21 protein-coding genes are annotated in these 21,172 nt (G+C 67.0%); 13 read left to right on the top strand and 8 right to left on the bottom strand.

All coding sequences use genetic code 11. The features are described from left to right. Position 1: 1 nt before the first annotated feature. Positions 2 to 1,498 (bottom strand): PepSY-associated TM helix domain-containing protein, encoded by a 1,497-nt coding sequence (locus tag AC4JJG_RS01260; RefSeq protein ID WP_495399324.1) that lies wholly within the window; start codon positions 1,496 to 1,498, stop codon positions 2 to 4. Between the two features lie 119 nt (positions 1,499 to 1,617). Beyond that, positions 1,618 to 2,163 (bottom strand): hypothetical protein, encoded by a 546-nt coding sequence (locus tag AC4JJG_RS01255; protein ID WP_495399325.1) that lies wholly within the window; start codon positions 2,161 to 2,163, stop codon positions 1,618 to 1,620. Positions 2,164 to 2,236: 73 nt separating this feature from the next. Here AC4JJG_RS01255 and AC4JJG_RS01250 point away from each other — a divergent pair, with 73 nt between their 5' ends. Further along, the gene (locus tag AC4JJG_RS01250) at positions 2,237 to 2,638 is read left to right on the top strand and encodes a helix-turn-helix domain-containing protein (protein WP_495399326.1); all 402 of its coding nucleotides are present in this window, start codon (positions 2,237 to 2,239) and stop codon (positions 2,636 to 2,638) included. A 6-nt stretch (positions 2,639 to 2,644) separates the two neighbouring features. Here AC4JJG_RS01250 and AC4JJG_RS01245 read toward each other — a convergent pair whose 3' ends face one another. From AC4JJG_RS01245 to trhA, 3 genes are all read right to left on the bottom strand, one after another. Then, entirely contained in the window at positions 2,645 to 3,232 is a 588-nt protein-coding gene (locus tag AC4JJG_RS01245; RefSeq protein ID WP_495399327.1) for a ClpP family protease, read from the bottom strand. Further along, on the bottom strand, positions 3,229 to 3,846 hold the full coding sequence (locus AC4JJG_RS01240) for a ClpP family protease (RefSeq protein ID WP_495399328.1): 618 nt from the start codon (positions 3,844 to 3,846) through the stop codon (positions 3,229 to 3,231). Before AC4JJG_RS01240 ends, AC4JJG_RS01245 begins: the two co-directional genes overlap by 4 nt. Positions 3,847 to 3,958: 112 nt before the next feature. Then, on the bottom strand, positions 3,959 to 4,627 hold the full coding sequence (gene trhA, locus AC4JJG_RS01235) for a PAQR family membrane homeostasis protein TrhA (protein ID WP_495399329.1): 669 nt from the start codon (positions 4,625 to 4,627) through the stop codon (positions 3,959 to 3,961). A gap of 45 nt (positions 4,628 to 4,672) precedes the next feature. Between trhA and AC4JJG_RS01230 the strand changes: the two genes are divergently transcribed. Beyond that, on the top strand, positions 4,673 to 5,455 hold the full coding sequence (locus AC4JJG_RS01230; RefSeq protein WP_495399330.1) for an isoprenyl transferase: 783 nt from the start codon (positions 4,673 to 4,675) through the stop codon (positions 5,453 to 5,455). Between the two features lie 4 nt (positions 5,456 to 5,459). On the opposite strand, the gene pdxR is transcribed toward AC4JJG_RS01230, so the two are convergent. Continuing rightward, a complete protein-coding gene (pdxR, locus tag AC4JJG_RS01225) occupies positions 5,460 to 6,923 on the bottom strand; it encodes a MocR-like pyridoxine biosynthesis transcription factor PdxR (protein ID WP_495399331.1) in 1,464 nt (487 codons plus the stop codon). Positions 6,924 to 6,997: 74 nt separating this feature from the next. Between pdxR and AC4JJG_RS01220 the strand changes: the two genes are divergently transcribed. Beyond that, positions 6,998 to 7,750 carry an SDR family oxidoreductase gene (locus AC4JJG_RS01220; RefSeq protein ID WP_495399332.1) on the top strand — a complete coding sequence of 251 codons (753 nt, stop codon included), beginning with the start codon at positions 6,998 to 7,000 and terminating at the stop codon, positions 7,748 to 7,750. Further along, on the top strand, positions 7,747 to 8,256 hold the full coding sequence (locus tag AC4JJG_RS01215) for a carboxymuconolactone decarboxylase family protein (RefSeq protein WP_495399333.1): 510 nt from the start codon (positions 7,747 to 7,749) through the stop codon (positions 8,254 to 8,256). The genes AC4JJG_RS01220 and AC4JJG_RS01215 overlap by 4 nt, the downstream gene beginning before the upstream one ends. A 267-nt stretch (positions 8,257 to 8,523) precedes the next feature. On the opposite strand, the gene coaA is transcribed toward AC4JJG_RS01215, so the two are convergent. Beyond that, positions 8,524 to 9,465, bottom strand: coding sequence for a type I pantothenate kinase (gene coaA, locus AC4JJG_RS01210; protein ID WP_495399334.1), 942 nt, complete (start codon positions 9,463 to 9,465; stop codon positions 8,524 to 8,526). A 91-nt stretch (positions 9,466 to 9,556) separates the two neighbouring features. Here coaA and AC4JJG_RS01205 point away from each other — a divergent pair, with 91 nt between their 5' ends. The 6 genes from AC4JJG_RS01205 (at position 9,557) to AC4JJG_RS01180 (ending at position 16,925) form a co-directional block, all read left to right on the top strand. Continuing rightward, positions 9,557 to 10,789 carry a DUF885 domain-containing protein gene (locus AC4JJG_RS01205; RefSeq protein ID WP_495399335.1) on the top strand — a complete coding sequence of 411 codons (1,233 nt, stop codon included), beginning with the start codon at positions 9,557 to 9,559 and terminating at the stop codon, positions 10,787 to 10,789. Positions 10,790 to 10,799: 10 nt separating this feature from the next. Beyond that, positions 10,800 to 12,107, top strand: coding sequence for a serine hydroxymethyltransferase (gene glyA / locus AC4JJG_RS01200; RefSeq protein WP_495399336.1), 1,308 nt, complete (start codon positions 10,800 to 10,802; stop codon positions 12,105 to 12,107). A gap of 77 nt (positions 12,108 to 12,184) precedes the next feature. Continuing rightward, positions 12,185 to 13,051, top strand: coding sequence for an acyl-ACP desaturase (locus AC4JJG_RS01195; protein WP_495399337.1), 867 nt, complete (start codon positions 12,185 to 12,187; stop codon positions 13,049 to 13,051). A gap of 374 nt (positions 13,052 to 13,425) precedes the next feature. Continuing rightward, positions 13,426 to 14,724: an RNA 5'-3' helicase PhoH2 gene (gene phoH2, locus AC4JJG_RS01190; RefSeq protein WP_495399338.1), complete on the top strand. Its 1,299-nt coding sequence runs from the start codon at positions 13,426 to 13,428 to the stop codon at positions 14,722 to 14,724. Between the two features lie 178 nt (positions 14,725 to 14,902). Continuing rightward, positions 14,903 to 15,685 (top strand): DUF6199 family natural product biosynthesis protein, encoded by a 783-nt coding sequence (locus AC4JJG_RS01185; protein ID WP_495399339.1) that lies wholly within the window; start codon positions 14,903 to 14,905, stop codon positions 15,683 to 15,685. 223 nt (positions 15,686 to 15,908) lie between these two features. Continuing rightward, positions 15,909 to 16,925, top strand: a complete 1,017-nt coding sequence (locus tag AC4JJG_RS01180; protein WP_495399340.1) for a L,D-transpeptidase family protein — start codon at positions 15,909 to 15,911, stop codon at positions 16,923 to 16,925. 107 nt (positions 16,926 to 17,032) lie between these two features. Here the strand turns inward: AC4JJG_RS01180 and AC4JJG_RS01175 are convergent, their stop codons facing one another. After that, positions 17,033 to 17,725, bottom strand: a complete 693-nt coding sequence (locus AC4JJG_RS01175) for a PIG-L deacetylase family protein (protein ID WP_495399341.1) — start codon at positions 17,723 to 17,725, stop codon at positions 17,033 to 17,035. Between the two features lie 100 nt (positions 17,726 to 17,825). Here AC4JJG_RS01175 and AC4JJG_RS01170 point away from each other — a divergent pair, with 100 nt between their 5' ends. The 3 genes from AC4JJG_RS01170 to AC4JJG_RS01160 are packed head-to-tail and all read left to right on the top strand — an operon-like array spanning position 17,826 to position 21,135. After that, the gene (locus AC4JJG_RS01170) at positions 17,826 to 18,632 is read left to right on the top strand and encodes an alpha/beta fold hydrolase (protein ID WP_495399342.1); all 807 of its coding nucleotides are present in this window, start codon (positions 17,826 to 17,828) and stop codon (positions 18,630 to 18,632) included. Then, positions 18,629 to 19,939, top strand: a complete 1,311-nt coding sequence (locus AC4JJG_RS01165) for a hypothetical protein (RefSeq protein WP_495399343.1) — start codon at positions 18,629 to 18,631, stop codon at positions 19,937 to 19,939. The genes AC4JJG_RS01170 and AC4JJG_RS01165 overlap by 4 nt, the downstream gene beginning before the upstream one ends. Continuing rightward, positions 19,936 to 21,135 carry a GNAT family N-acetyltransferase gene (locus AC4JJG_RS01160; protein ID WP_495399344.1) on the top strand — a complete coding sequence of 400 codons (1,200 nt, stop codon included), beginning with the start codon at positions 19,936 to 19,938 and terminating at the stop codon, positions 21,133 to 21,135. Before AC4JJG_RS01165 ends, AC4JJG_RS01160 begins: the two co-directional genes overlap by 4 nt. Positions 21,136 to 21,172 lie beyond the last annotated feature (37 nt).

Below are 21,172 nucleotides of genomic sequence, written 5' to 3'. Positions count from 1 at the left end.
CTCAGTCGCCGGCGCCCGGCGCGTCGGCGACCGGTGCCGATCGGCGTCGGTGCCAGGCGCCGATGACGATGTCGACGGCCAGGAACGCCGCGAGGCTGATGCCGAGCAGCGGGATGAACCAGCCGACCGCCACGGCCACCGCGACGACGGCCACGACCACCGGCAGCGGTAGGTCACGGAATGCGCCACGGTGCGGCGGTCGCCCCACCGGTCGGGAGCCGCGGCGCGGCCGTCGCTGCCACCACATCCGGTAGCCGCGGACGATCACCGTCACCAGTGCGAGCGCGACGATCAGCAGCACGATCTGATTGGTGATCCCGAACAGGAATCCCATGTGCAGGTTGATGGTCCACTCGGCGAGTTTCGCCATGAACGGCCAATCCGCGAAGCGCGTGGAGTCGACGACGGTGTTCGTCGCGCCGTCCACCGCGACGGAGTCGAGCGAGAACTGCCAGGGCTGACGGGTCTGGGCGACCGTGAACGCCGTGTCGGGTGCCGACGGAATGCCGATCTCGACGGCATCGTCGACACCGGCGGCACGGGCGGTGGCGAGTACCTCGTCGGCCTTCGCGGCATTGGCGGCCGCGACGGCATGGGCGTCGCCGCCCGCCGCGGGTGCGGGACCGCCGTGATCGGCATGGCCACCCATGGCCGCATGTCCTGCGCCGGAACCGAGTTCGGTCGACACGACGGGTTTGGTCCAGCTCAGTGCCGACCGCAGCTCGGTGATGTGCTCGCCGGTGAATCGGGACCAGGTGAGACCGGTCGCCGACAGGAATACCAGCACAGCGACGATCCAGATCCCGGTCACGCCATGCCAGTTGAGAGTTCGCGATCGTCCGCGCGACCGACGGTCGATGGTGAACAGCCGCCCCTGTCCGGCACGGGCCTTGCGATAACGGGTGATCCAGAGAACGAGGCCGCCGAGCGCGATGACCCACAGCCAGGACGCGGCGAGTTCGCTGTAGAGGCGACCGGGTTCGCCGAGGTGTAGATGCCGGTGCAACTGACTGAGCCATGCGCGCATCGGCAGTGCGGCGGAGCTGCCGTACATGACCAGTCGCCCCTGGGTTCGCGCGGTCACCGGATCGACGAAGACCGCCGCCCGTTCGGATTCGCCGAGCGACGGATCGTCGAAGAGGACACGGGTGGTCTCCCCGGGGTGTGCGGCCGGACGGACCGCGGACAGTGTGAGATCGGGGGCGTCGCGCTGTGCCGCCGCGATCTGTGCGGACAGCGGCAGCGTGGGACCGGTGCTGTCGGTGTGCAATTCGGCGCGATAGACCACTTTCTCCACGGACGGGGCGATCGCGTACGCCGCACCGGTGAGTGCGGCGATCAGCAGGAAGGGCGCCACCAGGATGCCCGCGTAGAAGTGGAGTCGCCGGACGAGTTGCACACCGGCACGTGAACTCGATGATTGCTGTCGGGTGGTGTCGGGTGGTTGCCGGTCGTCGGGTGGGGAGTGTGAACCGACGACGGGTTCGATCACGGACATGTCGATGCCTTTCGGGTACGCGCATGCGCCGTCCGATATGTGGAAACGGCTCGTGCACACGAGGTCTCGCGGACGGGCACACGCAGAGGAGCCGACCCGATCGGCACCGCCGATCCGGGTCAGAGAAGGTGAGGGTGAACCGCGGTCCGTGCGGGCGGACCGCGTCGCGGCATCGAGCGCAGTGTCCACCGATCGCTGCGTTCGTCGCGGTCGTCGGTGGGCAGTGACGTCCAGGTGCGGGGACCGGAGACGGCCGCGGGTTCGTAGCGTCGCAGAACGTCGATGATCGTGTTCAGCACGACGGCGAAGGACGACTCGAACGCCCGGGTCGTCACCGCGGCCATGACGGTGGCCAGTGCGTGCATCGTCAGCATGAGTGTCGACGGCATGGCCGCGTGGCCGGCTCCGGCGAGCACGGTCAGCGTCAGGTGCCCGATCACCTGCCCGCCGGCCAGGAATGCCGCGATCGGCAGGAGTCCGGTTCCCGGGGATCGCGTCGACACCCACCAGCCGAAGGCGGCGGACACCGCGACGAGAATCGCGAGTGCATCCGGGCCGGGCAGCGCGCCGTGCCCGAGGGAATGCGCGATGATTGAGGTGATCGCCGTGGTGATGCCCACTCCACATCCGCGGATCTGGCGCGGTGTGCGGACGTCCGGGGTCACCCGGACATGCTAACGGTTCTGCTCACAGCAGAAGAATCGGTTGTGGCCGCACCCGCGGACCTACCATCGGGACATGGCCGATCCACTCACCGACGCACAACCGTCCTCCGCGGGATGGCGCGGCGCCGTGCGTCGTGCCGGTGGCGAGCAGCCCGAGCCGCTGTGGCGCGAGGTGACCGGCCGGATTCTGCGCCGGCGCCGGCATGACGTGGGTGAACGGCTGGTCGAGACGGCCCGTCGGGCGGGGGTGTCGAGTCAGTACCTGTCCGAGATCGAACGCGGACGCAAGGATGCGTCGTCGGAGGTGCTCGCCGCGGTGTCCGGAGCGCTCGGCCTCACCCTGGCAGACCTCACCGCGGAGGCCGGGCGCGAACTATATCGGCAGGCGGCCACGCCGGTGTTGCTCGGGACGGGACCGCGGGCGGTGGCTCCGTCCGCGACGACCCGCCGCGGGCCGCTGGCGCTCGCCGCCTGACCGGTCTCACGTCCGAATGTCGATGATCCGGTCCGCGAGGCCGTAGGCGACGATCTCCTCGGCCCGCAACACGCGGTCGCGGTCGGTGTCGTGGCGCAGCCTCTCCACGTCCTGCCCGGTGTGCAGGCTCAGTGCCTTCTCGATTTCCCCGCGCACGCGGAGGATCTCCTCGGCCGCGAGGATCAGATCGGGGATGGTGCCGCGGCCCTGCCCCGACGGCTGATGCAGCAGGACCCGCGCGTGCGGCAGTACCGAACGGCGACCCGGCGTACCGGCGGCCAGCAGTAGTGCGGTCGACGAGAGTGCTTGTCCCACACAGATTGTCGAGATGGGGGCGTGGCAGTAGCGCATGGTGTCGTAGAGCGCGAAGGTCGCCATCACCGACCCTCCGGTGGAATTGATGTACAGGTCGATCGGGGCCTCCGGATTGTCCGAATCCAGGTGCAGGATCTGCGCGATCAGCGCATTCGCGACACCGTCGTCGATCTCCGTGCCCAGGTAGATGATCCGGTCCTCGAGCAGTCGGCTGTAGACGTCCATCACCCGGTCACCCTGTGGGCTTCGCTTCAGGACATTGGGGATCGGATAGCTCATCGGGTCACCCCGAATCCGGTGGTGGTGGTGTCGGCTCTCGGACGTATCTGCCCGATGTCGGCGACGATGTGATCGGCGAACCCGTAGTCGAGTGCCTCGGCCGCGCTGAAGACGTGATCACGCAGGGAGTCCGCGAACACCTGCTCGGGTGGAGTGCCGGTCTCTTCGGCGATGATCGCCAGGACGGTGTCGCGCACCGCGCGCAGGTCGTCGGCCTGCAGTTCGATGTCCGGTGCATATCCGCCGATCCCGGCGGAACCCTGGTGCAGAAGGACTTTCGCGTGCGGGAGCAGGTACCGCTTGCCGTGGGTGCCGCTGCACAGCAGGAATTGGCCTGCGCTGTACGCCATTCCGAGTGCCACCGTGGAGACGTCGTTCGGGATGAGACGCATGGTGTCGCGGATCGCGAGCATCGCCGGGACCGATCCGCCCGGGGAATTGATCCACAGGGCGATGTCGGTGGTGGGATCGTCCGCCGACAGCAACGTCAGCTGGGCACAGAGGATGCTGCCGATCTCGTCGTCGAGAGCGGTGTCGAGGAGCAGGACGCGGCGCTCGAGCAAGGACTCGGAGGTGCGCCGTCGGAGTGGGGGCGAAGTCGTGTCATCGGTCATGTCCCCACAATCGCGCCGACTGCACGAGTCGGGGTGGCCGTGCTGCTGTCGGCGGCATGATTCCGCGGAGGGCGGCGTCGGGCTGCCGTGAGCGGACGTCGAGCCCGCCCGGTCACTGGACCAGGACCAGCCACACGGCTATGTAGTGCAGCAGCGCGGCCACCGCGGTGCAGGCGTGGAAGACCTCGTGGTGACCGAACGTCGCGGGCCACGGATCGGGCCAGCGCGAGGCGTACAGGATGCCGCCGACGCTGTAGGCCACACCGCCCAGCGCCAGGAGAATCATCACCGCGTAGCCGGCGTGCTCGACGAGTGCCGGAGCCACCACGACGATGACCCAGCCGAGCAGGATGTACAGCACCACACCGAGCCATCGGGGACCCGGCCGGATGACCTTGAGGGTGACTCCGGCGAGCGCACCCGCCCACACGACGCCCAGCACCCACCAGCGGACCGGCGACGGCAGCGCCAGGGCGCAGAACGGCGTGTAGGTGCCCGCGATGAACAGGAAGATCATCGAGTGATCGGCACGCTTCATGCGCGCGCGGATGTGTTCGGTGTTCCAGTGGATGCGGTGATACGTCGCGCTCACCGCGAACACCCCGAAGACGGTGAGCGCGTAGACGGCGCAGGCCAGGGCGGCGCCGGTACCGCGCAGTATCGCCGCGCCGGTGACGACCGCGATACCCGCGATCACCGCGACGTACGCGGAATACTGGTGGATGACGCCACGCAGGCGCGGTTTGACCGTTTTGGCCTGGTCGTCGACCTCGGAGCTCACGTAACCTACGGTACCGTAACTTGTCAGCCGATAGGATCATGCGCGATGAAACTTCTTCCCGATCGGCTGCGCCGCCCGATGCTCAGCGTGTACGAGCGCCGTCTGATCCAGACGCTCGACACCGACAAGCTGCCGCATCATGTGGCGATCATCTGCGACGGCAATCGGCGCTGGGCGAAAGAGGCCGGTTTCGACGATGTGAGTCACGGCCACCGGGTCGGGGCGCAGCGGATCGCCGACATGCTCACCTGGTGTTCCGAGCTGGGCATTCGCACGGTGACGATCTATCTGCTGTCGACCGAGAATCTGCACCGCGCATCCGACGAACTCGACGCGCTGATGGAGATCGTCCCCGCGATCGTCGACGAGATCTCGGCGCCCACCGGCACCTGGCGGGTGCGGATCGTCGGAAGCCTGAACCAACTACCGGACGCGGTCGCCGAGCGGTTGCGGACGGCGTCCGAGCGGACCAGTGACCGGGCGGCGATGAACGTCAACGTGGCGGTCGGCTACGGCGGCCGGCAGGAGATCGTCGACGCGGTGCAGTCGCTCCTGCGCGGTCGGCTCGCGGCCGGTGACAGCGGCGAGCAGTTGGTCGATGCGGTCACCGTCGAGGCCATCGACGAGAATCTGTACACCCGCGGCCAGCCCGATCCCGACCTGGTGATCCGGACGTCGGGTGAGCAACGATTGTCCGGATTCCTGCTGTGGCAGAGCGCCTATTCGGAGATCTGGTTCACCGAGGCGTATTGGCCCGAGTTCCGGCACGTCGACTTCCTGCGTGCCCTGCGTGACTTCTCCGCGCGCACCAGACGATTCGGCAAGTAGCCTCTCAGTGCCGGTCGAGGTGTCGGCGGATGAGTGCGATCAGCGCATCGACGTCGGCCGACCAGGTCGACGCGGCGGGCGACGCGAATCCGGCCACGATGCCACCATGATCGCCCGGCGGGGCGGCGTCGGGATGCCGGAAGAGCGACAGCGGCGCGAGCCGGAAACCCTCGGCGTGGGCGCCTGCCGCGATCGCCGGCTCCGTGTCGGTGGGTATCTCGATGACGGCATGTAGTCCGGCGGCTATGCCCGGGACGTGTAGGTCGGATTCGGCGAGGCGCGCGATGAATCGGTCCCGGGTCCGTCGGTAATGCTGCCGGCTCCGGCGAATGTGTTTGTCGTACCCACCCGAGTCGATGAGTTCGGCGAGGACGAGCTGATCGACGATGCTCGCATCGGGTTCGCGCGGGCCCTTTACCGCGACAACGGCATCCACCAGCCGCTCCGGCAGGACCAGCCACGCGATGCGCAGTGCGGGTGACAGGCTCTTGCTCACCGAGCCCGTGTAGATCACCTCATCGGGTCCGAGGGCCTGCACCGCGCCGACGGGGGACCGGTCGTACCTGAGTTCGCCGTCGTAATCGTCCTCGACGATGAAACCACCGGTATCCGTTGCCCATTCGATGGCCGACAGTCGACGGTCCGGCGAGAGTGCTGATCCGAACGGGTACTGATGGCTAGGGGTGAGGATGACTGCAGATGCCTCCGGCGGGATCTCGGCGACGCGGGCGCCGTTGTGGTCGATATCGATCGGGGATGTGGCGGTACCGGACTGCTCGATCGTCATCCGGTGCAGGGGGAGCCCGTGGCTTTCGACGGCCACCGCATCACCGAAGACGTTGGCGGACAACAACGACATGATGTGCAATACCGACGTGGTGATCACGATCCGGTCCGGATCGACGCGCAGTCCGCGTGCCCGGGCCAGGTAGCCCGCCAGCGAGCGCCGGAGTCGCTGGTGTCCGCGCGGGTCGCCGGGGCCGAAGTCGCGATCCGCGGCCGACCCGATGGCCCGGCGGGTGGCGGCGATCCAGTCCGCGCGGGGAAACAGCGACGGATTCGGTTGTCCCAGTGCGAAATCGTGACGCACCACCTGCGCCGGTGCCGGAGCGGCCACGGTGCGTGGACTGTCCGGTCGCGCGATGTCTGCGACCCGGGTACCGGATCCCCGGGTGGCGGTGAGCCGTCCCTCGGCGATCAGTTCCTGATAGACGGAAGCGACCGTGCCGCGGGCCAGTCCGACGTCGACGGCCAGCGACCGATACGGCGGCAGTGTGGTTCCGGGAGGCAGCCTGCCGTCGTCGACGGCGGCACGGAGCGCTTCGGCCAGATCGCGGCGCCGTCGACCACTCCGCCCTCGTGGACCGGCACCGGGTTCGGGCTGCAGGTCCAGATACAAGTCGGTGCCCAAGCGCTGGGCGAGCGCCGCCCACGGATCGTCCGCGCCCGAATTGGCCCACGAATTCATAGTCGAATTGAACCACTTTCCTGAATCAATTCGGCAGTAATCTCAGCTCAGGACATCAAACGAGAGGAGTTCCGATGAGTGTCGTGGTCCTGGGAGCGAGTGGCCGGATAGGCCGTGAACTCACCGACCGGCTCACCGAACGCGGCGTCGACGTGGTGGCTGCCCACCGTTCGACCGGGGTCGACGCCGTCACCGGCGCGGGCCTCGCCGAGGCCTTCGACGGGGCGACCGTCGTGGTCGACTGCATGAACAAACTCACCATGCGGGCGAAGACCGCGGTCGACTTCTTCACCACGGTGGCACGCAACGTCTCCGCGGCGGCCGATGCGGCGGGTGTTCAGCGGGTGGTCTGCGTGTCGATCATCAATGCGGCCGATCCGGCGGTGAACGCGAAATTCGGCTACTACCAAGGCAAAGCGGCCCAGGAGAAGACGTACCGTGAGGCCTTGGGCGATCGGGCTGCGCTGTTCCGCTCCGCGCAGTGGTACGAGTTGGCCGCGACGATGCTCGGCACCGCGAGCCTCGGCCCGGTAGCCGGTGTTCCGCATATGCGATGCCAGCCGCTCTCGGCAGCCGACGCCGGGACAGCGCTCGCCGACGCGGTGACCGAGCCTGCGGGTGATGTCGAGGTGGCGGGTCCCGACGTCCTGGATCTCGCCGATGTCGCCCGGGCCATCGCGCATCGGAAGGGCTCGCCCCGCTGGGTCGTCGGGCTGCCCGTCGGAGGCGCCGCGGTCCGCGACGGCGGACTCGTCCCCACCGGCCCGGCCACCATCATCGCACCGACGAACCTGGCCGGATGGCTGGAGAGGGAATACCCGTCATGACCGACACCGCAACCCTGGAAACCTCTGACGGACAGTCCTTTCCGGACACACGACGGATGTGGATGCCGCGCGGGAACCCGCAGGTGTACAAGGCGCTCATCGCGTTGCAGCGTGCCTCGGCCGAAGGTCTGGAGCCCGCCATGTCGGAGTACATTCGCATCCGCGCGTCACAGATCAACGGCTGCGCGTACTGCCTGCACATGCATCTGTCCGATGCGCTGCGGGCCGGGCTGGATCCGATCCGGCTCGGCATGGTGGCCCTGTGGCATGAGGCGAGGCACCTGTTCACCGAGAGGGAGTGCGCGGCAATCGAACTCACCGAGTATGTCACGAGGCTCGGTGAGGAGGGGGTGCCGCAGGAGGTATTCGACAGGGCGGCACAGGTTTTCGACGAGTTCGAACTCGGTCAGGTGATCGCCTCGATCGTGATGATCAACGCCTGGAACCGGATCGCGATCAGCGGCCGCTACCCGGCGGGCCTCGACGAGCGAACACTGCGGTCGTAGTCTCGGGTCTCGATACGCACGCTCGCTGCGCTCGCGGGCTACTCGACCGGCGGTGCACTCCTCGCTGGTGGGCGACTCGCCGGTGGTGCACTCACTCCACGCCGGTGGGCGACTCGACCGGCGGTGCACTCCTCGCTGGTGGGCGACTCGCCGGTGGTGCACTCACTCCACACCGGTGGGCGACTCGACCGGCGGAGCAGTCACTCCTCGCTGGTCGAGTAGCGGTGTGCGAGCGTAGCGAGCCCACCGCGTATCGAGACCCGACGTTCACAGCTTCCGGAGGCGCACCCGGTTGATCGAGTGATCGGAATCCTTGCGCAGCACCAGGGTGGCCCGTGGGCGCGTGGGCAGGATGTTCTCGATGAGGTTCGGCCGGTTGATCGATGTCCAGATGTCGCGGGCGGCGGCACGCGCCTGGTCGTCGGTGAGCGACGCGTAGTGGTGGAAGTGGGAGTTGGGGTCGGCGAACGAGCCGGTGCGCATCTGCAGGAACCGCGAGATGTACCACTGCTCGATGTCGCGGGTCTTGGCGTCGACGTAGATGGAGAAGTCGAAGAGATCCGACACCATCAGCGTCGGACCGGTTTGCAGGACGTTGAGCCCCTCGAGGATCAGGATATCCGGCTGGCGGACGTAATACTGCACATCCGGCACGATGTCGTAGGTCAGATGCGAGTAGACCGGTGCGGTCACCTCGCGGGCACCCGACTTCACCTCGGTGACGAACCGCAGCAGGCCGCGGCGGTCGTAGGATTCGGGAAAACCCTTGCGGTGCATGATGCCCCGGCGTTCGAGTTCGGCGGTCGGCAGCAGGAATCCGTCGGTGGTGACCAGATCGACCTTCGGATGCGACTCCCACCGGGCGAGCAATGCCGCGAGCACGCGGGCGGTGGTCGACTTGCCCACGGCCACACTGCCCGCGATGCCGATCACGAACGGCACCTGACGGCTCGTCTGCCGCTCACCGAGGAAGGTCGAGGTCGCGGCGAACAGCCGTTGGCGGGCGGCGACCTGGAGATGGATGAGACGCGACAGAGGCAGGTAGACGTCGGCGACCTCGTCGAGGTCCACCTGTTCGCCGAGGCCGACAAGTTTGTCGAGTTCGGCCTCGTTCAGCACCATCGGCATGGATTCGCGCAGGTCACGCCACTGCCGTCGGTCCAGCTCCAGGTACAGACTGGGGTCGCGCCCCGTCGTGTGCCGTGCCATGGATACAGCTTAGGGAACGTCGGAGAAGAGGAGGCGAGTGGCCACGGGGAGCGCGGTGAGTGAGCGCCGTCGGCGGAGTAGCGTCCTCGCCATGGGTTCGGAAGCATCGATCATCGACGACTACCTGCGCCTCGGCCTGGCCTTCGACCGTGTCGAGGAGGGATTCGTCGACGCCTACACCGGGGATCCGGCGCTGCGCGCGGAGGTCGCCGACGGTCCGGCGCCGCGCCCCGCCGATCTGGCCGCGCGTGCCCGGGTCCTGCAGACCGAACTCCCGGGAGCGGGCCTCGGTGCCCAACGAACCGAGTTCCTGCGCGCTCATCTTGCCGCACTGGAATGTTCCGGACGCACGTTGGCAGGCGAGGACATCGGTTTCGTCGACGAGGTACGCGCCTACTTCGACGTCGACATCGCGCCCGGCGACGAAGCGGTCTATGCGGCGGCGCACGCCGAGATCGCCGAAGTCCTCGAGGTGCCGGGGGCGAGCGGTGCCGCGCTCGCCGACGCCTATGACGCCTTCTGGAAGACCCAGCAGATCCCGGCCGACCGGGTGCGCGACTGCGTCCGCGAATTCAGTGGCGCACTGCGGGATCGGGTGCGGGCGACCTACCCGCTGCCGCCGGGCGAGGTCGTCGACTACGAGATCGTCACCGACAAACCGTGGTCCGGCTTCAACTATTACCTCGGCGGATACCGGTCACGCGTTGCCGTGAATGTCGATCTGCCGCAGTACATGTCGAACATCCCGCACCTGATCGCACACGAGTCCTATCCCGGCCACCACACCGAGCACTGCCGCAAGGAGGAGATCCTCGTCGGCGGCGGTCAGCGTGAGCAGACCATCTTCCTGGTCAATACACCGCAGTGCCTGATGGCCGAGGGCCTCGCCGATCATGCGCTGGGCGCCGCCATCGGTCCCGGCTGGGGTGCCTGGGCGCAGGAGATCTTCGCCGACCTCGGCCTGCGCTTCGACGGTGAACGCGCCGAACGGCTCGGACGTGCGCGGGCCGGTTTGCTCGCGGTGCGTCAGGACGCGGCGCTGATGCTCCACGACCGGCATGCCGACGCCGACGACGTCGCCGAATTCCTGCGGCGCTGGCTGCTGGTGCCGGGCGAGCGGGCGCGGCACATGCTCCGATTCCTGACCTCGCCGCTGTGGCGCGCCTACATCTCCACCTATGTCGAGGGGTACCGGTTGCTCGGCGAATGGCTCGATCAGGTGCCGGACTCCGGCCGCCTCGAGCGTTTCGGTCGTCTCCTCGACGAACCACTCACGCCCGCGCAGGTGAGAGCCGAGATCGTTGCCGGTGCACCTGCACCATAGAATTGCCGATATGACCGAGAACCCGTCGTCCGTCAACTCGATGTCCCTCGCCGATCTGGACCCCGACGTCGCCGCCGCCATGAACGGTGAGCTGAGCCGTCAGCGCGACACGCTGGAGATGATCGCGTCGGAGAACTTCGTGCCGCGGGCCGTGCTGCAGGCACAGGGCAGCGTGCTCACCAACAAGTACGCCGAGGGTTACCCGGGACGCCGGTACTACGGCGGCTGCGAATTCGTCGACGTCGTCGAGGACATCGCACGCACTCGTGCGAAGGAGCTCTTCGGCGCCGACTTCGCGAACGTGCAGCCGCATTCGGGTGCCCAGGCCAACGCGGCGGTGCTGCAGGCACTGATGGAGCCGGGGGAGACGATGCTCGGTCTCGACCTCGCGCACGGCGGTCATCTCACCCACGGCATGCGCCTGAACTTCTCGGGCAAGCTCTACGAGAACGCCTTCTACGGGGTCAGCAAGGAGGACTTCCGCGTCGACATGGACGAGGTGCGCAAGATCGCCCTCGACACCAAGCCGAAGGTGATCGTCGCCGGCTGGTCGGCGTACCCGCGCACCCTGGACTTCGAGGCGTTCCGGTCGATCGCCGACGAGGTGGGCGCCTACCTGTGGACGGATATGGCGCACTTCGCCGGTCTGGTCGCCGCCGGACTGCACCCCAGCCCCGTGCCGCACTCGGATGTCGTGTCGTCGACCGTGCACAAGACACTGGGCGGCCCGCGGTCCGGCATCATCCTGGCCAAGCAGGAGTGGGCCAAGAAGCTCAACTCCGCGGTGTTCCCCGGCCAGCAGGGCGGTCCGCTGATGCATGTCATCGCGGGCAAGGCGGTGGCTCTCAAGATCGCGGGCACCGAGGAGTTCAAGGAACGCCAGGAGCGCACCCTGTCCGGTGCGAAGATCCTCGCCGACCGGCTCACCGGCGCCGACGTCGCGAAGGCCGGCGTCTCGGTGCTCACCGGCGGCACCGATGTGCATCTCGTGCTGGTCGACCTGCGCGACTCGGCCCTCGACGGTCAGCAGGCCGAAGACCTGCTGCATCAGGTCGGCATCACCGTCAACCGCAATGCGGTGCCCTTCGATCCGCGCCCGCCGATGGTCACCTCCGGCCTGCGCATCGGTACCCCGGCACTGGCCACCCGCGGGTTCGGCGACGAGCAGTTCACCGAGGTCGCCGACATCATCGGCACCGCGCTGGCAGCCGGTCAGGATGCCGACGTGGCCGCCCTTCGTGGCCGCGTGTCGCGCCTCGCGCTCGACTTCCCGCTGTACGACGGCCTGGAGGAGTGGGGGTTGATGAGCCGCATCTGAGTGGCTCATCCGCGGGTCGACAACCGGTTTCGTCATGGATTGGCCATGGCGTCGCGTGATTGCCTATCCTGACTGCGATGAACGCATTGACGGACGACGAGCTGATCATCGCGCTGGAAAAGGCGCTTCCGGAGATCGCCGAGGACCATCAGGCCGCGGCGACACCATGGAATCCCCATGACTGGGTGCCGTGGGCCGATGGACGCAACTTCTCCTTCCTCGGTGGCGAGGACTGGGATCCGTCGGAATCGACCCTCTCGGACGAGGCCCGCGCGGCCGTCCTGGCGCTGTTGCTCACCAAGGACAACCTGCCGTCCTACCATCGCGTGATCGCCATGCATTTCCCGGCGTTCTCCGACTGGCGGCAGCTCGTCGGCGTGTGGACCGCGGAGGACAATCGTCACGCGATCGTCCTGCGCGACTACCTGGTCGTCCGTCGCGCGATCGACCCGGTCGATGCCGAGGAACGTCGCCGCATTCATGTGACCGCAGGCTTCCTCCAGCACACCGACGATGTGAAGGACCTCGGAGCGCTCGATGTGCTCGCTCTGATGGCGGTGCACGAGAACCAGTCCGTCGCCTTCGTCGAGAAGCTGTCGGCGATCGTCACCGACGACGTGTTCACACAGATCCTCGCGAAGATCGCGGCCGACGATGCGTTGCAGGCCAAGACCTTCGGTGCGTTCCTGAACACGGGTCTGGTCGCTGACCCGGAGGCGACCGTCATCGCCCTCGACAAGGCGCTGACCCAGCTCGACACCCAGCCGATCGGTCACGACGTCGCGGACTTCGACGCCGAGCGTGCCCTGATCGCCGGGTACGAGAACGACGAGACCCGTTCGGCCATCGCGGCCACCCTCATCGACCAGTTGAAGCTGGAGTCGGTGCAGGGGCTGTCCGACGATGCCGAGGCAGCGCGTCAGCGGATTCTCGCCCGGCGCTGACCCACACCTCCCCGAAAACCGCCCTTCCCCGAAATCCGGCGACAACCACGTCGCCGGATCGCCGGTGGAGGGCGGTTTTCCGCGCTATGTCCGGTGTTTCGCCGCGCGGTGACGGACGAGTCGCGCGTTAACGCACAATTCACGCCGACACACCCCGATGAGCGCGCTGCCCGGCGTGGGGCGGCGTACGTTGGCGAGTGACGGACCGCGGGGAAGCGGTTCGTCCGGGAGGTTCGAATCGTGCTGTGTGACAACGCGAGGGGACCGGCCCCGGTCCTCGTCCGTACCGGCTGACCAGCCGCAACGGACAGAGAACCAGCCGGTCGCGCTACAACCGGAGTGTGCGGGTGCCGCACAACCTGTAGGAGCCCTACGTGACCACACGCACCTACGTCCTCGACACCTCCGTCCTGCTGTCCGATCCCTGGGCGGTAGTGCGCTTCGCCGAACATCATGTGGTTCTTCCGCTGGTGGTCATCGGCGAGCTCGAGGGTAAACGGCACCACCACGAACTCGGCTGGTTCGCACGCGAGTCGTTGCGGATGCTCGACGACCTGCGTCTCGAGCACGGCAGACTCGACGTGCCGTTCCCCATCGGCGACGACGGCGGCACTCTCCAGGTGGAGCTGAACCACACCGATCCCTCGGTACTGCCCGCCGGCTTCCGCACCGAGACCAATGACTCGCGAATCCTGGCCTGCGCGTTGAATCTTCGCGCCGAGGGCAAGGATGTGGTGCTGGTATCGAAGGACACCCCACTGCGGGTCAAGGCGGGTGCCGTCGGCCTGGCCGCCGACGAGTATCACGCCCAGGACGTGGTGACGTCGGGCTGGTCCGGCATGAGTGAGCTCGACGTCGACTCGACGATGATCGACCAGCTCTTCGCCGACGGTGTGGTGGATCTGGACGAGGCGCGGGATATGCCGTGCCACACCGGAATCCGATTGCTCGGCAACAGTTCGAGTGCGCTGGCCCGGGTGAATCCGGAGAAGCAGGTGCAACTGGTGCGCGGCGATCGGGAGGCCTTCGGCCTGCACGGCCGCTCGGCCGAGCAGCGTGTGGCGCTCGATCTCCTGCTCGACGACAGCGTGGGCATCGTGTCGCTCGGTGGCAAGGCGGGCACCGGCAAGTCGGCGCTCGCCCTGTGCGCCGGACTGGAAGCGGTGCTGGAGCGCCGGACCCAGCGCAAGGTCGTGGTGTTCCGTCCGCTGTATGCCGTTGGCGGACAACAGCTCGGCTATCTTCCCGGTTCGGAGTCCGACAAGATGGGGCCGTGGGCGCAAGCCGTCTTCGACACTCTCGAGGGCCTCGCGTCACCGGAGGTCATCGAAGAGGTGTTGAGCCGGGGCATGCTGGAAGTGTTGCCGCTCACGCACATTCGCGGCCGCTCGCTGCACGACTCGTTCGTCATCGTCGACGAGGCCCAGTCACTGGAACGCAATGTGTTGCTGACCGTGCTCTCGCGGCTCGGTTCCGGTTCGCGGGTCGTCCTCACCCATGACGTCGCGCAGCGGGACAACCTTCGGGTCGGTCGCCACGACGGCGTGGCCGCGGTCATCGAGAAGCTCAAGGGGCACCCGTTGTTCGCGCACATCACCCTGACCCGTAGCGAGCGTTCGCCGATCGCCGCACTCGTGACCGACATGCTGGAAGAATTCGCGCCGGGAGCGTAGCGAGCGGGCGATGTTGGGCGCTGTCGCGCCGGGAGCGTAGCGAGCGGGCGATGTTGGGGCACCCCGGTTCCTGAGGGAGCCGGGGTGTTCTGTGCGCTCGTCTGTCATTTCTTCGGAAGACGGTGGCGGACAGTCGATTATTCTCGACGCACTGTTCGATCGTCGGAGGAGGCCAGGTGTGGGTCTGATCGTTCTGGTCGTCCTGATCGCCGTTGTCGTCGTTCCGCTGCTGATCTGGCAGGTCATCAATCCACGCTCGGCATGGCAGATCGGTGCGAGCTGGAAGTTCAAGGATCCGGATGCCAATGAGCCGAGCGAGGCGGCGTTCGCCCTGCAGCGGGTGGGTAGTGTGTTCGCGATCATCCTGGTGGTCGTCCTGGTGTTCTGGATAATCTCGTTGTCTGATGACATCTCGGGTGATCGGACGAAGGGCACGAGCGACTATTCGGCGCCCAGGTATACCGTGCCGCAGATGCCGTCGCGGCCGGGCGCGCGCGAGGTGGGCTCGGGACAGTTGGTTGGCTACGTGTATCCGAGTGAGCTGACCATCTCGTTCGTGTTCCCGGAGACGGAGGGGGATCCGTACCGGGGTGGGTGCCAGACCTTTGTGAATGTCTACGAGCACACGAATGCGATCGTGGTGGCGGTGCGCCAGGTGCTGGAGCCTCGCTTGGAATTCGGTCCGATGGAGTACGTCTTCGACGAGGACGCCTGCACAGTGCCGGCGACCGATGCTTCGGTGGAGTCGCAGACATTGACGAAGCCGCTGGGTAATCGTCCGATTCTGACGGCGGCACCGTTGGCCCCGCCGGCCGGCTTCGGTGTGGCGTATGGGCCGCCGGTCCGGCCGGCGCCGCTGGTGGAGGTCCCGGAACCGGGAGTGGTCCCGGCGATCCATCCGGTGCGGATTGATCCGGCATGGAAGCCGGTGCCGTTGTTGGCTGCGTTGCCGTCTCACTGACGGTCCCGCGACGTGAGACCTCGTCGACCTCGGTGGACGTCGCGTTAGAGAGGTGAATTCGCGGGGGTGTGCTGTGTGGTCGGCGCACCGATACCTGTGGCTGGTGTGGTTGATGTGACGTGAGTTACTTGATGCGATCCATGCGGCACCGTGACCATCCCGTGATTCATTCCCTCTTGCGCGCTGGCACACTGGTGTGGTGTTGAAGTTACAGATGAGGCGTATGAGGTTATTGGGACTACTGGCGATTGCTCTTCTCGGAGCGCTCGTCGGTGGGGCCGGGATGGCTGCGGCCGCACCCGGCACGACAACCCCGAGCACCCCATCGACGCCGACGACCCCCAGCAACCCGTCCGCACCGGCGCAATCGGCCTTCCCGACGACCGGCATCCCGATGGTCGACGAACTCCTGAACACGCTGGCCGGCAACATTCCGGGCGCCGGTAGTACAGGCGGTGACAAGAAGGACGCCGACACCGGTCAGATGATCGTGGTGTCCGCGCCGAAGGCCACCGACACGACTGCGACGCTGACCGCGTTCGAGCGTGGCGCGGACAAGTCGTGGAAGCCGGTCATCGGACCGACCAAGGCCCATCTCGGATCGCTGGGTCTCGGCGAGCCGAAGGACAACGTGCACCGCACACCCGAGGGCGTCTTCCCTCTCGATCAGGCCTTCGGTCGCCTCGCCAACCCGGGCACCAAGATGCCGTACAAGCAGGTGGACCGCCAGGACTGGTGGGACTCGAACATGAAGTCGCCCACCTACAACACGATGGTGCGTCAGGCCAAGAGCCCCGGCGGTGACAGCGAGAACCTCTACGACTCCGGACAGGTCTACGACTACGCGGTCAACATGGCGCACAACCCGCAGCGCACCCCGGGCAAGGCCTCGGCGATGTTCCTGCACGTCACCAACGGTCAGCCCACCCAGGGATGCGTGGCGATCGAGAAGGACGTCATGAAGAAGGTGCTGACCTGGCTGGACCCGGCCAAGCACCCGAAGATCGCGATCGGCGTGAATCAATCTGCGCCGCAGGGCAGTTCACCCCAGAGCGGCACCCCGCAGAGTGGTACCCCGCACAGCGGTACCACCACCACGCCGCCGTCGACGAGCACCCCCGCACCCGGCGGTGTGGAACTTCCGGGCGGCATCACCCTCCCGGGCGGCACCATGCTGACCGATCTGCTCAACCAGCTCGCGGGTCTGATCCCGGCCCTGCTGGGTACGACGGGACGCTGACATCTCGTAACCTCACACAGGTTTTACCGGAGAGGCGCACCGACTGGATTATCCAGTCGGTGCGCCTCTCTCGTGAATTCTGTGTGGGTATCCGGACCTGAGCGCCGTCAGTGCGGGCCGCGTTTGAGCTCGAAACAACTGGCGCGTACGCCGCCGAAGTCGGGTCGGGGCTCGGTGGTCATATCCACCACGGCGCGGGCCTGCTCGACGACCGGGACATCCGGATTGAGCACCGACAGATAGCGATCGTGCTCCGAGAGGGAACGGACCGCGGCCTCGATGTGGTCGGTGATGTCCACGGCGTGCGTCGGGTGCGGTCCGTTCTCGAAGAGCCGGGCGGGCTTGATGTCATCGGGCAACGCGTCGTAGGCGTCGAGGACCGCGGCCGAGAACTCCATGTGGTCGCGTTGATTCGGTAGTCCCGGCCCCCATTCGGGGCCGCCGTACAGGGACAGGACCACATCGGGTTCGATGCGGGCGATGGTCTGCCCGATGCGCTCGCGGAGGTCGCGATCGTTGGCCAGGTGACTGTCCGGGAATCCCCAGAACTCGACGTCGGTCACACCGACGACGGCCGCCGATGCGCGTTGCTCGTCCTCGCGCAACGGTCCGCAATCCGCGGGAGCGAGACCCTCGATGCCCGCCTCGCCGCTGGTGGCCAGGGCGTACACCACTCGGCGTCCCTCGCTCGTCCAGCGGTCGACGGCCGCTGCCATCCCGTATTCGGGATCGTCGGGGTGGGCGACCAGCACGAGCGCGGTCTGCCAGTCGGTCGGGAAGTCCAGGAGGCGATCGGCCATACCCGACCATAACCAATCTCGGTGGGCGAAACCGTTGGGTGGACTCCTGTTTCGCGGAAGAGTCGCGTACGTCATCAGATCTGGGAGCAGGAGTTTCGATATGCCCTACTTCGACGGGACCGGGGGCCGTGTCTTCTATCGGCACTGGTCGACGGCCGATCCGCCGGTCGCCGCGTTGATCTTTCTGCATGGATTCGGAGAACATTCGGGTCTCTATCACCGCTACGCGGCCGAACTCGGTACCCACGGAATCGAGCTGTGGGCGCTCGACCAGCAGGGACATGGGTTGTCCGACGGTGAGCGCGGTGATGTCGGCTCGTTCGAGACGGTGGTCGCGAATGCGCGACTACTGACCGGGCTCGCCGCCGAACGGTCGGCCTATCTGCCGTTGGCCATCGGCGGGCATTCGCTGGGCAGTATCGGTGCGGCGCTGACTGCTCTCGACGATCCGGGCGCGTACTCGTCCGTGGTGATCTCGGGAGCCCCTCTGTCACCGTTGCCGTGGTTGTCCGACGCCGTCGGCAATCCGGATGGCGAGGCGTTCGCTCTTGACCTCGACGCGTTGTCCGCCGATCCGTTCTATCGCGATGAAGTGACCCACGATCCGCTGGCGTTCACCGAGGCCGACGTGGTGTCGGTGCTTGCACGGGTCTTCCCGCCTGCCTGGCAACGATTCGAGACCGATCTCGGGCAGCTGAACCTTCCGGTGCTGGCGGTCCATGGCGAGGCGGATTCCATCGCGCCCTCCGATGGTGTCGTCGCCTGGCGGGATCGCCTGCCGGACTTACGGATCGAAGTCATCGAGGGCGCCGCACATGATGTCCTCAATGAGGTGGCACACCGGGATGTGGCACGGCTGATCGCCACGCACATTCGTGACCACGCGCGGTCGGACGTGCCCGCATGACCGGCTCAACGAACGCGCCGCTGACGATCACCGAGCACGAACGGCGTGCGCTCGCCGGTCTGACACGGTTTCCGCTGATCGGCGCCATCACGGGGCGACGATCCCGGCGATTCCCGGTGGGCGGGCGAATTCCCGACGGCGAACTCTCCTTCACGAGCCGCAAGCCGGTGCAGCCGCTGTCCGAACTCGAACGTGCCATCGTGCTGTCGTCGATCACCGGCGTCACCGGATGGCACTTCGGGATCAGCCACCACCCCGGGTATGCGCCTGCGCTGCCGAACTATTCGGGTTCGGCCGCGGGACGCACCTTCCCATCCGCGGCAGGCTTTCATACCACCGAGTTCTTCTTCACCGACGATTCCGGCACCTACTTTCTGTCGAGCCGCGACGCGGCGCCCCCGGACACCCCGGGCGACGGAGGATCGGAATCAGATGTCGAGGCCTGGCTCGCGGAAACGGTCGCCCGCTACCGCAGGCTCTCCGGTAGCCGGATTCACCTGCCCAGGTCCGAGCCGTACCTGGAGGGACACAACACCTGGATCGCGAATCATCCCGGCTCCCTGCTGGTGATCCCGGTAGCCGATCTGGCGCAGCACTTCATCGCCAATCTCGCCTTCTTTCTGCAGAACGGATACGGGATTTTCGACGACATCAACGGACGGGACATACCGGGCGGCACCGATTCATCGTTGCGTCACGCGGGCGACCCGTTCCCCTTGTCCTTCGTCGAGCAGTACACCCTCGCCGAAGCCAGCGCCGAACTCGTCACTGCCGCCTACAACGGGCATCTGGTGCTGGGTGCACTCGGGTTGGGTGGCTGGACCTTCGACGGCATCGACCGGCTGTCCATCCTGGGCGCCTCCGGAGATCCGGAGGTGCCCGGCCTGGGTTTCCATGTGCAACAGGATGATCGGTGGTCGCTACCGAATCCGACGGGGCTGCCCGGGGTCTTCGAGACGCTGTCGCGTCCACATGTCCGCGACGCCGCCGACGCGGTCGCCCGTTTCACCGAACGGAAATTCGGTGCGGGCGGGCCGTTCCATCCCGGCACCCCCGGCCCATGGAGTGACAGCGCCCGAGTTCGTGCCTCGGCCGCGCCGTACGACGAACGCTTCATCTCTCTGCTGACCAGTCAGGTGGCCTACGTCGACGATGTCTTCGGCAAGATACCCGGCACGGTCCCGACGGTACACATCCTGAATTACCTTCAGGCACAACACCTCGACACCGACTTCTACGATCACCACTTCAAGGATGGTGCCTACCTGCACACGCACCGCGATCATCAGGAGACGTGGCACCGGTGAGTATCGAGATTCGTGCACTGTCCGGCGCGCAGGAAGTCAACGCGGCCTTCCGGCTGTTTCTGCGGTCGATGGTCGGGTTGCCATTCGCCGACGTCGAGGCCACCACGATCACCGAGCCGGGACGGTATCTCGGTGCCTTCGACGGCGGTCGACTCATCGGTGGTGCTGACTCGTATTCGAGTGCACTCGTGGTCCCCGGCGGCGCACGGATTCCGCATGCGGCGGTGACGCACGTCGGCGTGCTGCCGACGCACCGCAGACGTGGTGTGGTCACCCGCCTCATCGAGGAACAGTTCCGCGACATTGCCCGGCGCGGTGAGCCGGTGGCGTCGTTGCGTGCATCCGAGGCGGTGATCTACGAACGCTTCGGCTACGGGATCGCCACCGCCGGCAGGCACATGACGATCGACGTTCGCCGGGCAGCCCTTCGTGATTCGGTGCCGCGAGGAGGCGAGATCCGGCTGGTGGACGACGTGGTGACGACCGACGTGCTCCACGCCATTCACCGGCGAGCCGACCGGGTCGGTGCCATCGACCGGCCACCCGGCTGGTGGCGCCTGCAGGAGTTGCGGCGCGAGTGGAGTGCCACCGCGCATTACGCCGCGGTGCACAGCACCGACGGCATCGACGACGGTTACGTGATCTACCGGCCGGAGAACACCGAGACGTGGTTCGAGAGCAGGCAGAAGACGATCACCATCGTCGATATCGTGGCACTGGACGCACCTGCGCGTGCGGGATTGTGGCGCCATCTGCTGTCCATCGACCTGGTCGATGTCATCGACTGGCCGTCGGTGGCACTCGACGATCCGCTGGTGCTGGCGGTGACCGATCAGCGTGCGGTCCGGCTCGGCGACGTCCACGACGAGACCTGGTTGCGCTTGATCGACGTCGAGGCCGCGCTGCGCGCCCGCACCTACGGCGACCACGAGCCGGTTGTCGTCGCCGTCACCGACCGGCAGATCGCACGCAACAACGCGACCTTTGAGATCGGTCCCAAGGGGGCGGAGGCGCACGACGGCCCGCCCGACGTCGTGATCGATGTCGCAGATCTGGCGACCACCTATCTCGGGGGGACCAACTGGCACGATCTCGCGTCGGTCGGCCGGCTGACCGTGCACGATGTCGCCGCGATCGACCGTCTCGATGGGTTGTTCTCCACTCGTGCGCAACCGTTTTCCGGGACGTTCTTCTGAGGACGCCGGAGCCCTGCTGAATCCGTGACCTATCGAA

This window comes from Gordonia sp. B8661-1 (assembly GCF_059427765.1).
The sequence above is the reverse complement of the archived record's forward strand: the minus strand, read 5'-3'. Positions and strand labels throughout refer to the sequence as shown.

Coding starts and splice junctions, on each gene's coding strand:
- AC4JJG_RS01260 (WP_495399324.1), bottom strand. CDS start 1,498: ATGTCCGTGATCGAACCCGTCGTCGGTTCACACTCCCCACCCGACGAC.
- AC4JJG_RS01250 (WP_495399326.1), top strand. CDS start 2,237: ATGGCCGATCCACTCACCGACGCACAACCGTCCTCCGCGGGATGGCGC.
- AC4JJG_RS01245 (WP_495399327.1), bottom strand. CDS start 3,232: ATGAGCTATCCGATCCCCAATGTCCTGAAGCGAAGCCCACAGGGTGAC.
- AC4JJG_RS01240 (WP_495399328.1), bottom strand. CDS start 3,846: ATGACCGATGACACGACTTCGCCCCCACTCCGACGGCGCACCTCCGAG.
- AC4JJG_RS01230 (WP_495399330.1), top strand. CDS start 4,673: ATGAAACTTCTTCCCGATCGGCTGCGCCGCCCGATGCTCAGCGTGTAC.
- pdxR (WP_495399331.1), bottom strand. CDS start 6,923: ATGAATTCGTGGGCCAATTCGGGCGCGGACGATCCGTGGGCGGCGCTC.
- AC4JJG_RS01220 (WP_495399332.1), top strand. CDS start 6,998: ATGAGTGTCGTGGTCCTGGGAGCGAGTGGCCGGATAGGCCGTGAACTC.
- AC4JJG_RS01215 (WP_495399333.1), top strand. CDS start 7,747: ATGACCGACACCGCAACCCTGGAAACCTCTGACGGACAGTCCTTTCCG.
- coaA (WP_495399334.1), bottom strand. CDS start 9,465: ATGGCACGGCACACGACGGGGCGCGACCCCAGTCTGTACCTGGAGCTG.
- AC4JJG_RS01205 (WP_495399335.1), top strand. CDS start 9,557: ATGGGTTCGGAAGCATCGATCATCGACGACTACCTGCGCCTCGGCCTG.
- glyA (WP_495399336.1), top strand. CDS start 10,800: ATGACCGAGAACCCGTCGTCCGTCAACTCGATGTCCCTCGCCGATCTG.
- AC4JJG_RS01195 (WP_495399337.1), top strand. CDS start 12,185: ATGAACGCATTGACGGACGACGAGCTGATCATCGCGCTGGAAAAGGCG.
- AC4JJG_RS01180 (WP_495399340.1), top strand. CDS start 15,909: ATGAGGTTATTGGGACTACTGGCGATTGCTCTTCTCGGAGCGCTCGTC.
- AC4JJG_RS01175 (WP_495399341.1), bottom strand. CDS start 17,725: ATGGCCGATCGCCTCCTGGACTTCCCGACCGACTGGCAGACCGCGCTC.
- AC4JJG_RS01170 (WP_495399342.1), top strand. CDS start 17,826: ATGCCCTACTTCGACGGGACCGGGGGCCGTGTCTTCTATCGGCACTGG.
- AC4JJG_RS01165 (WP_495399343.1), top strand. CDS start 18,629: ATGACCGGCTCAACGAACGCGCCGCTGACGATCACCGAGCACGAACGG.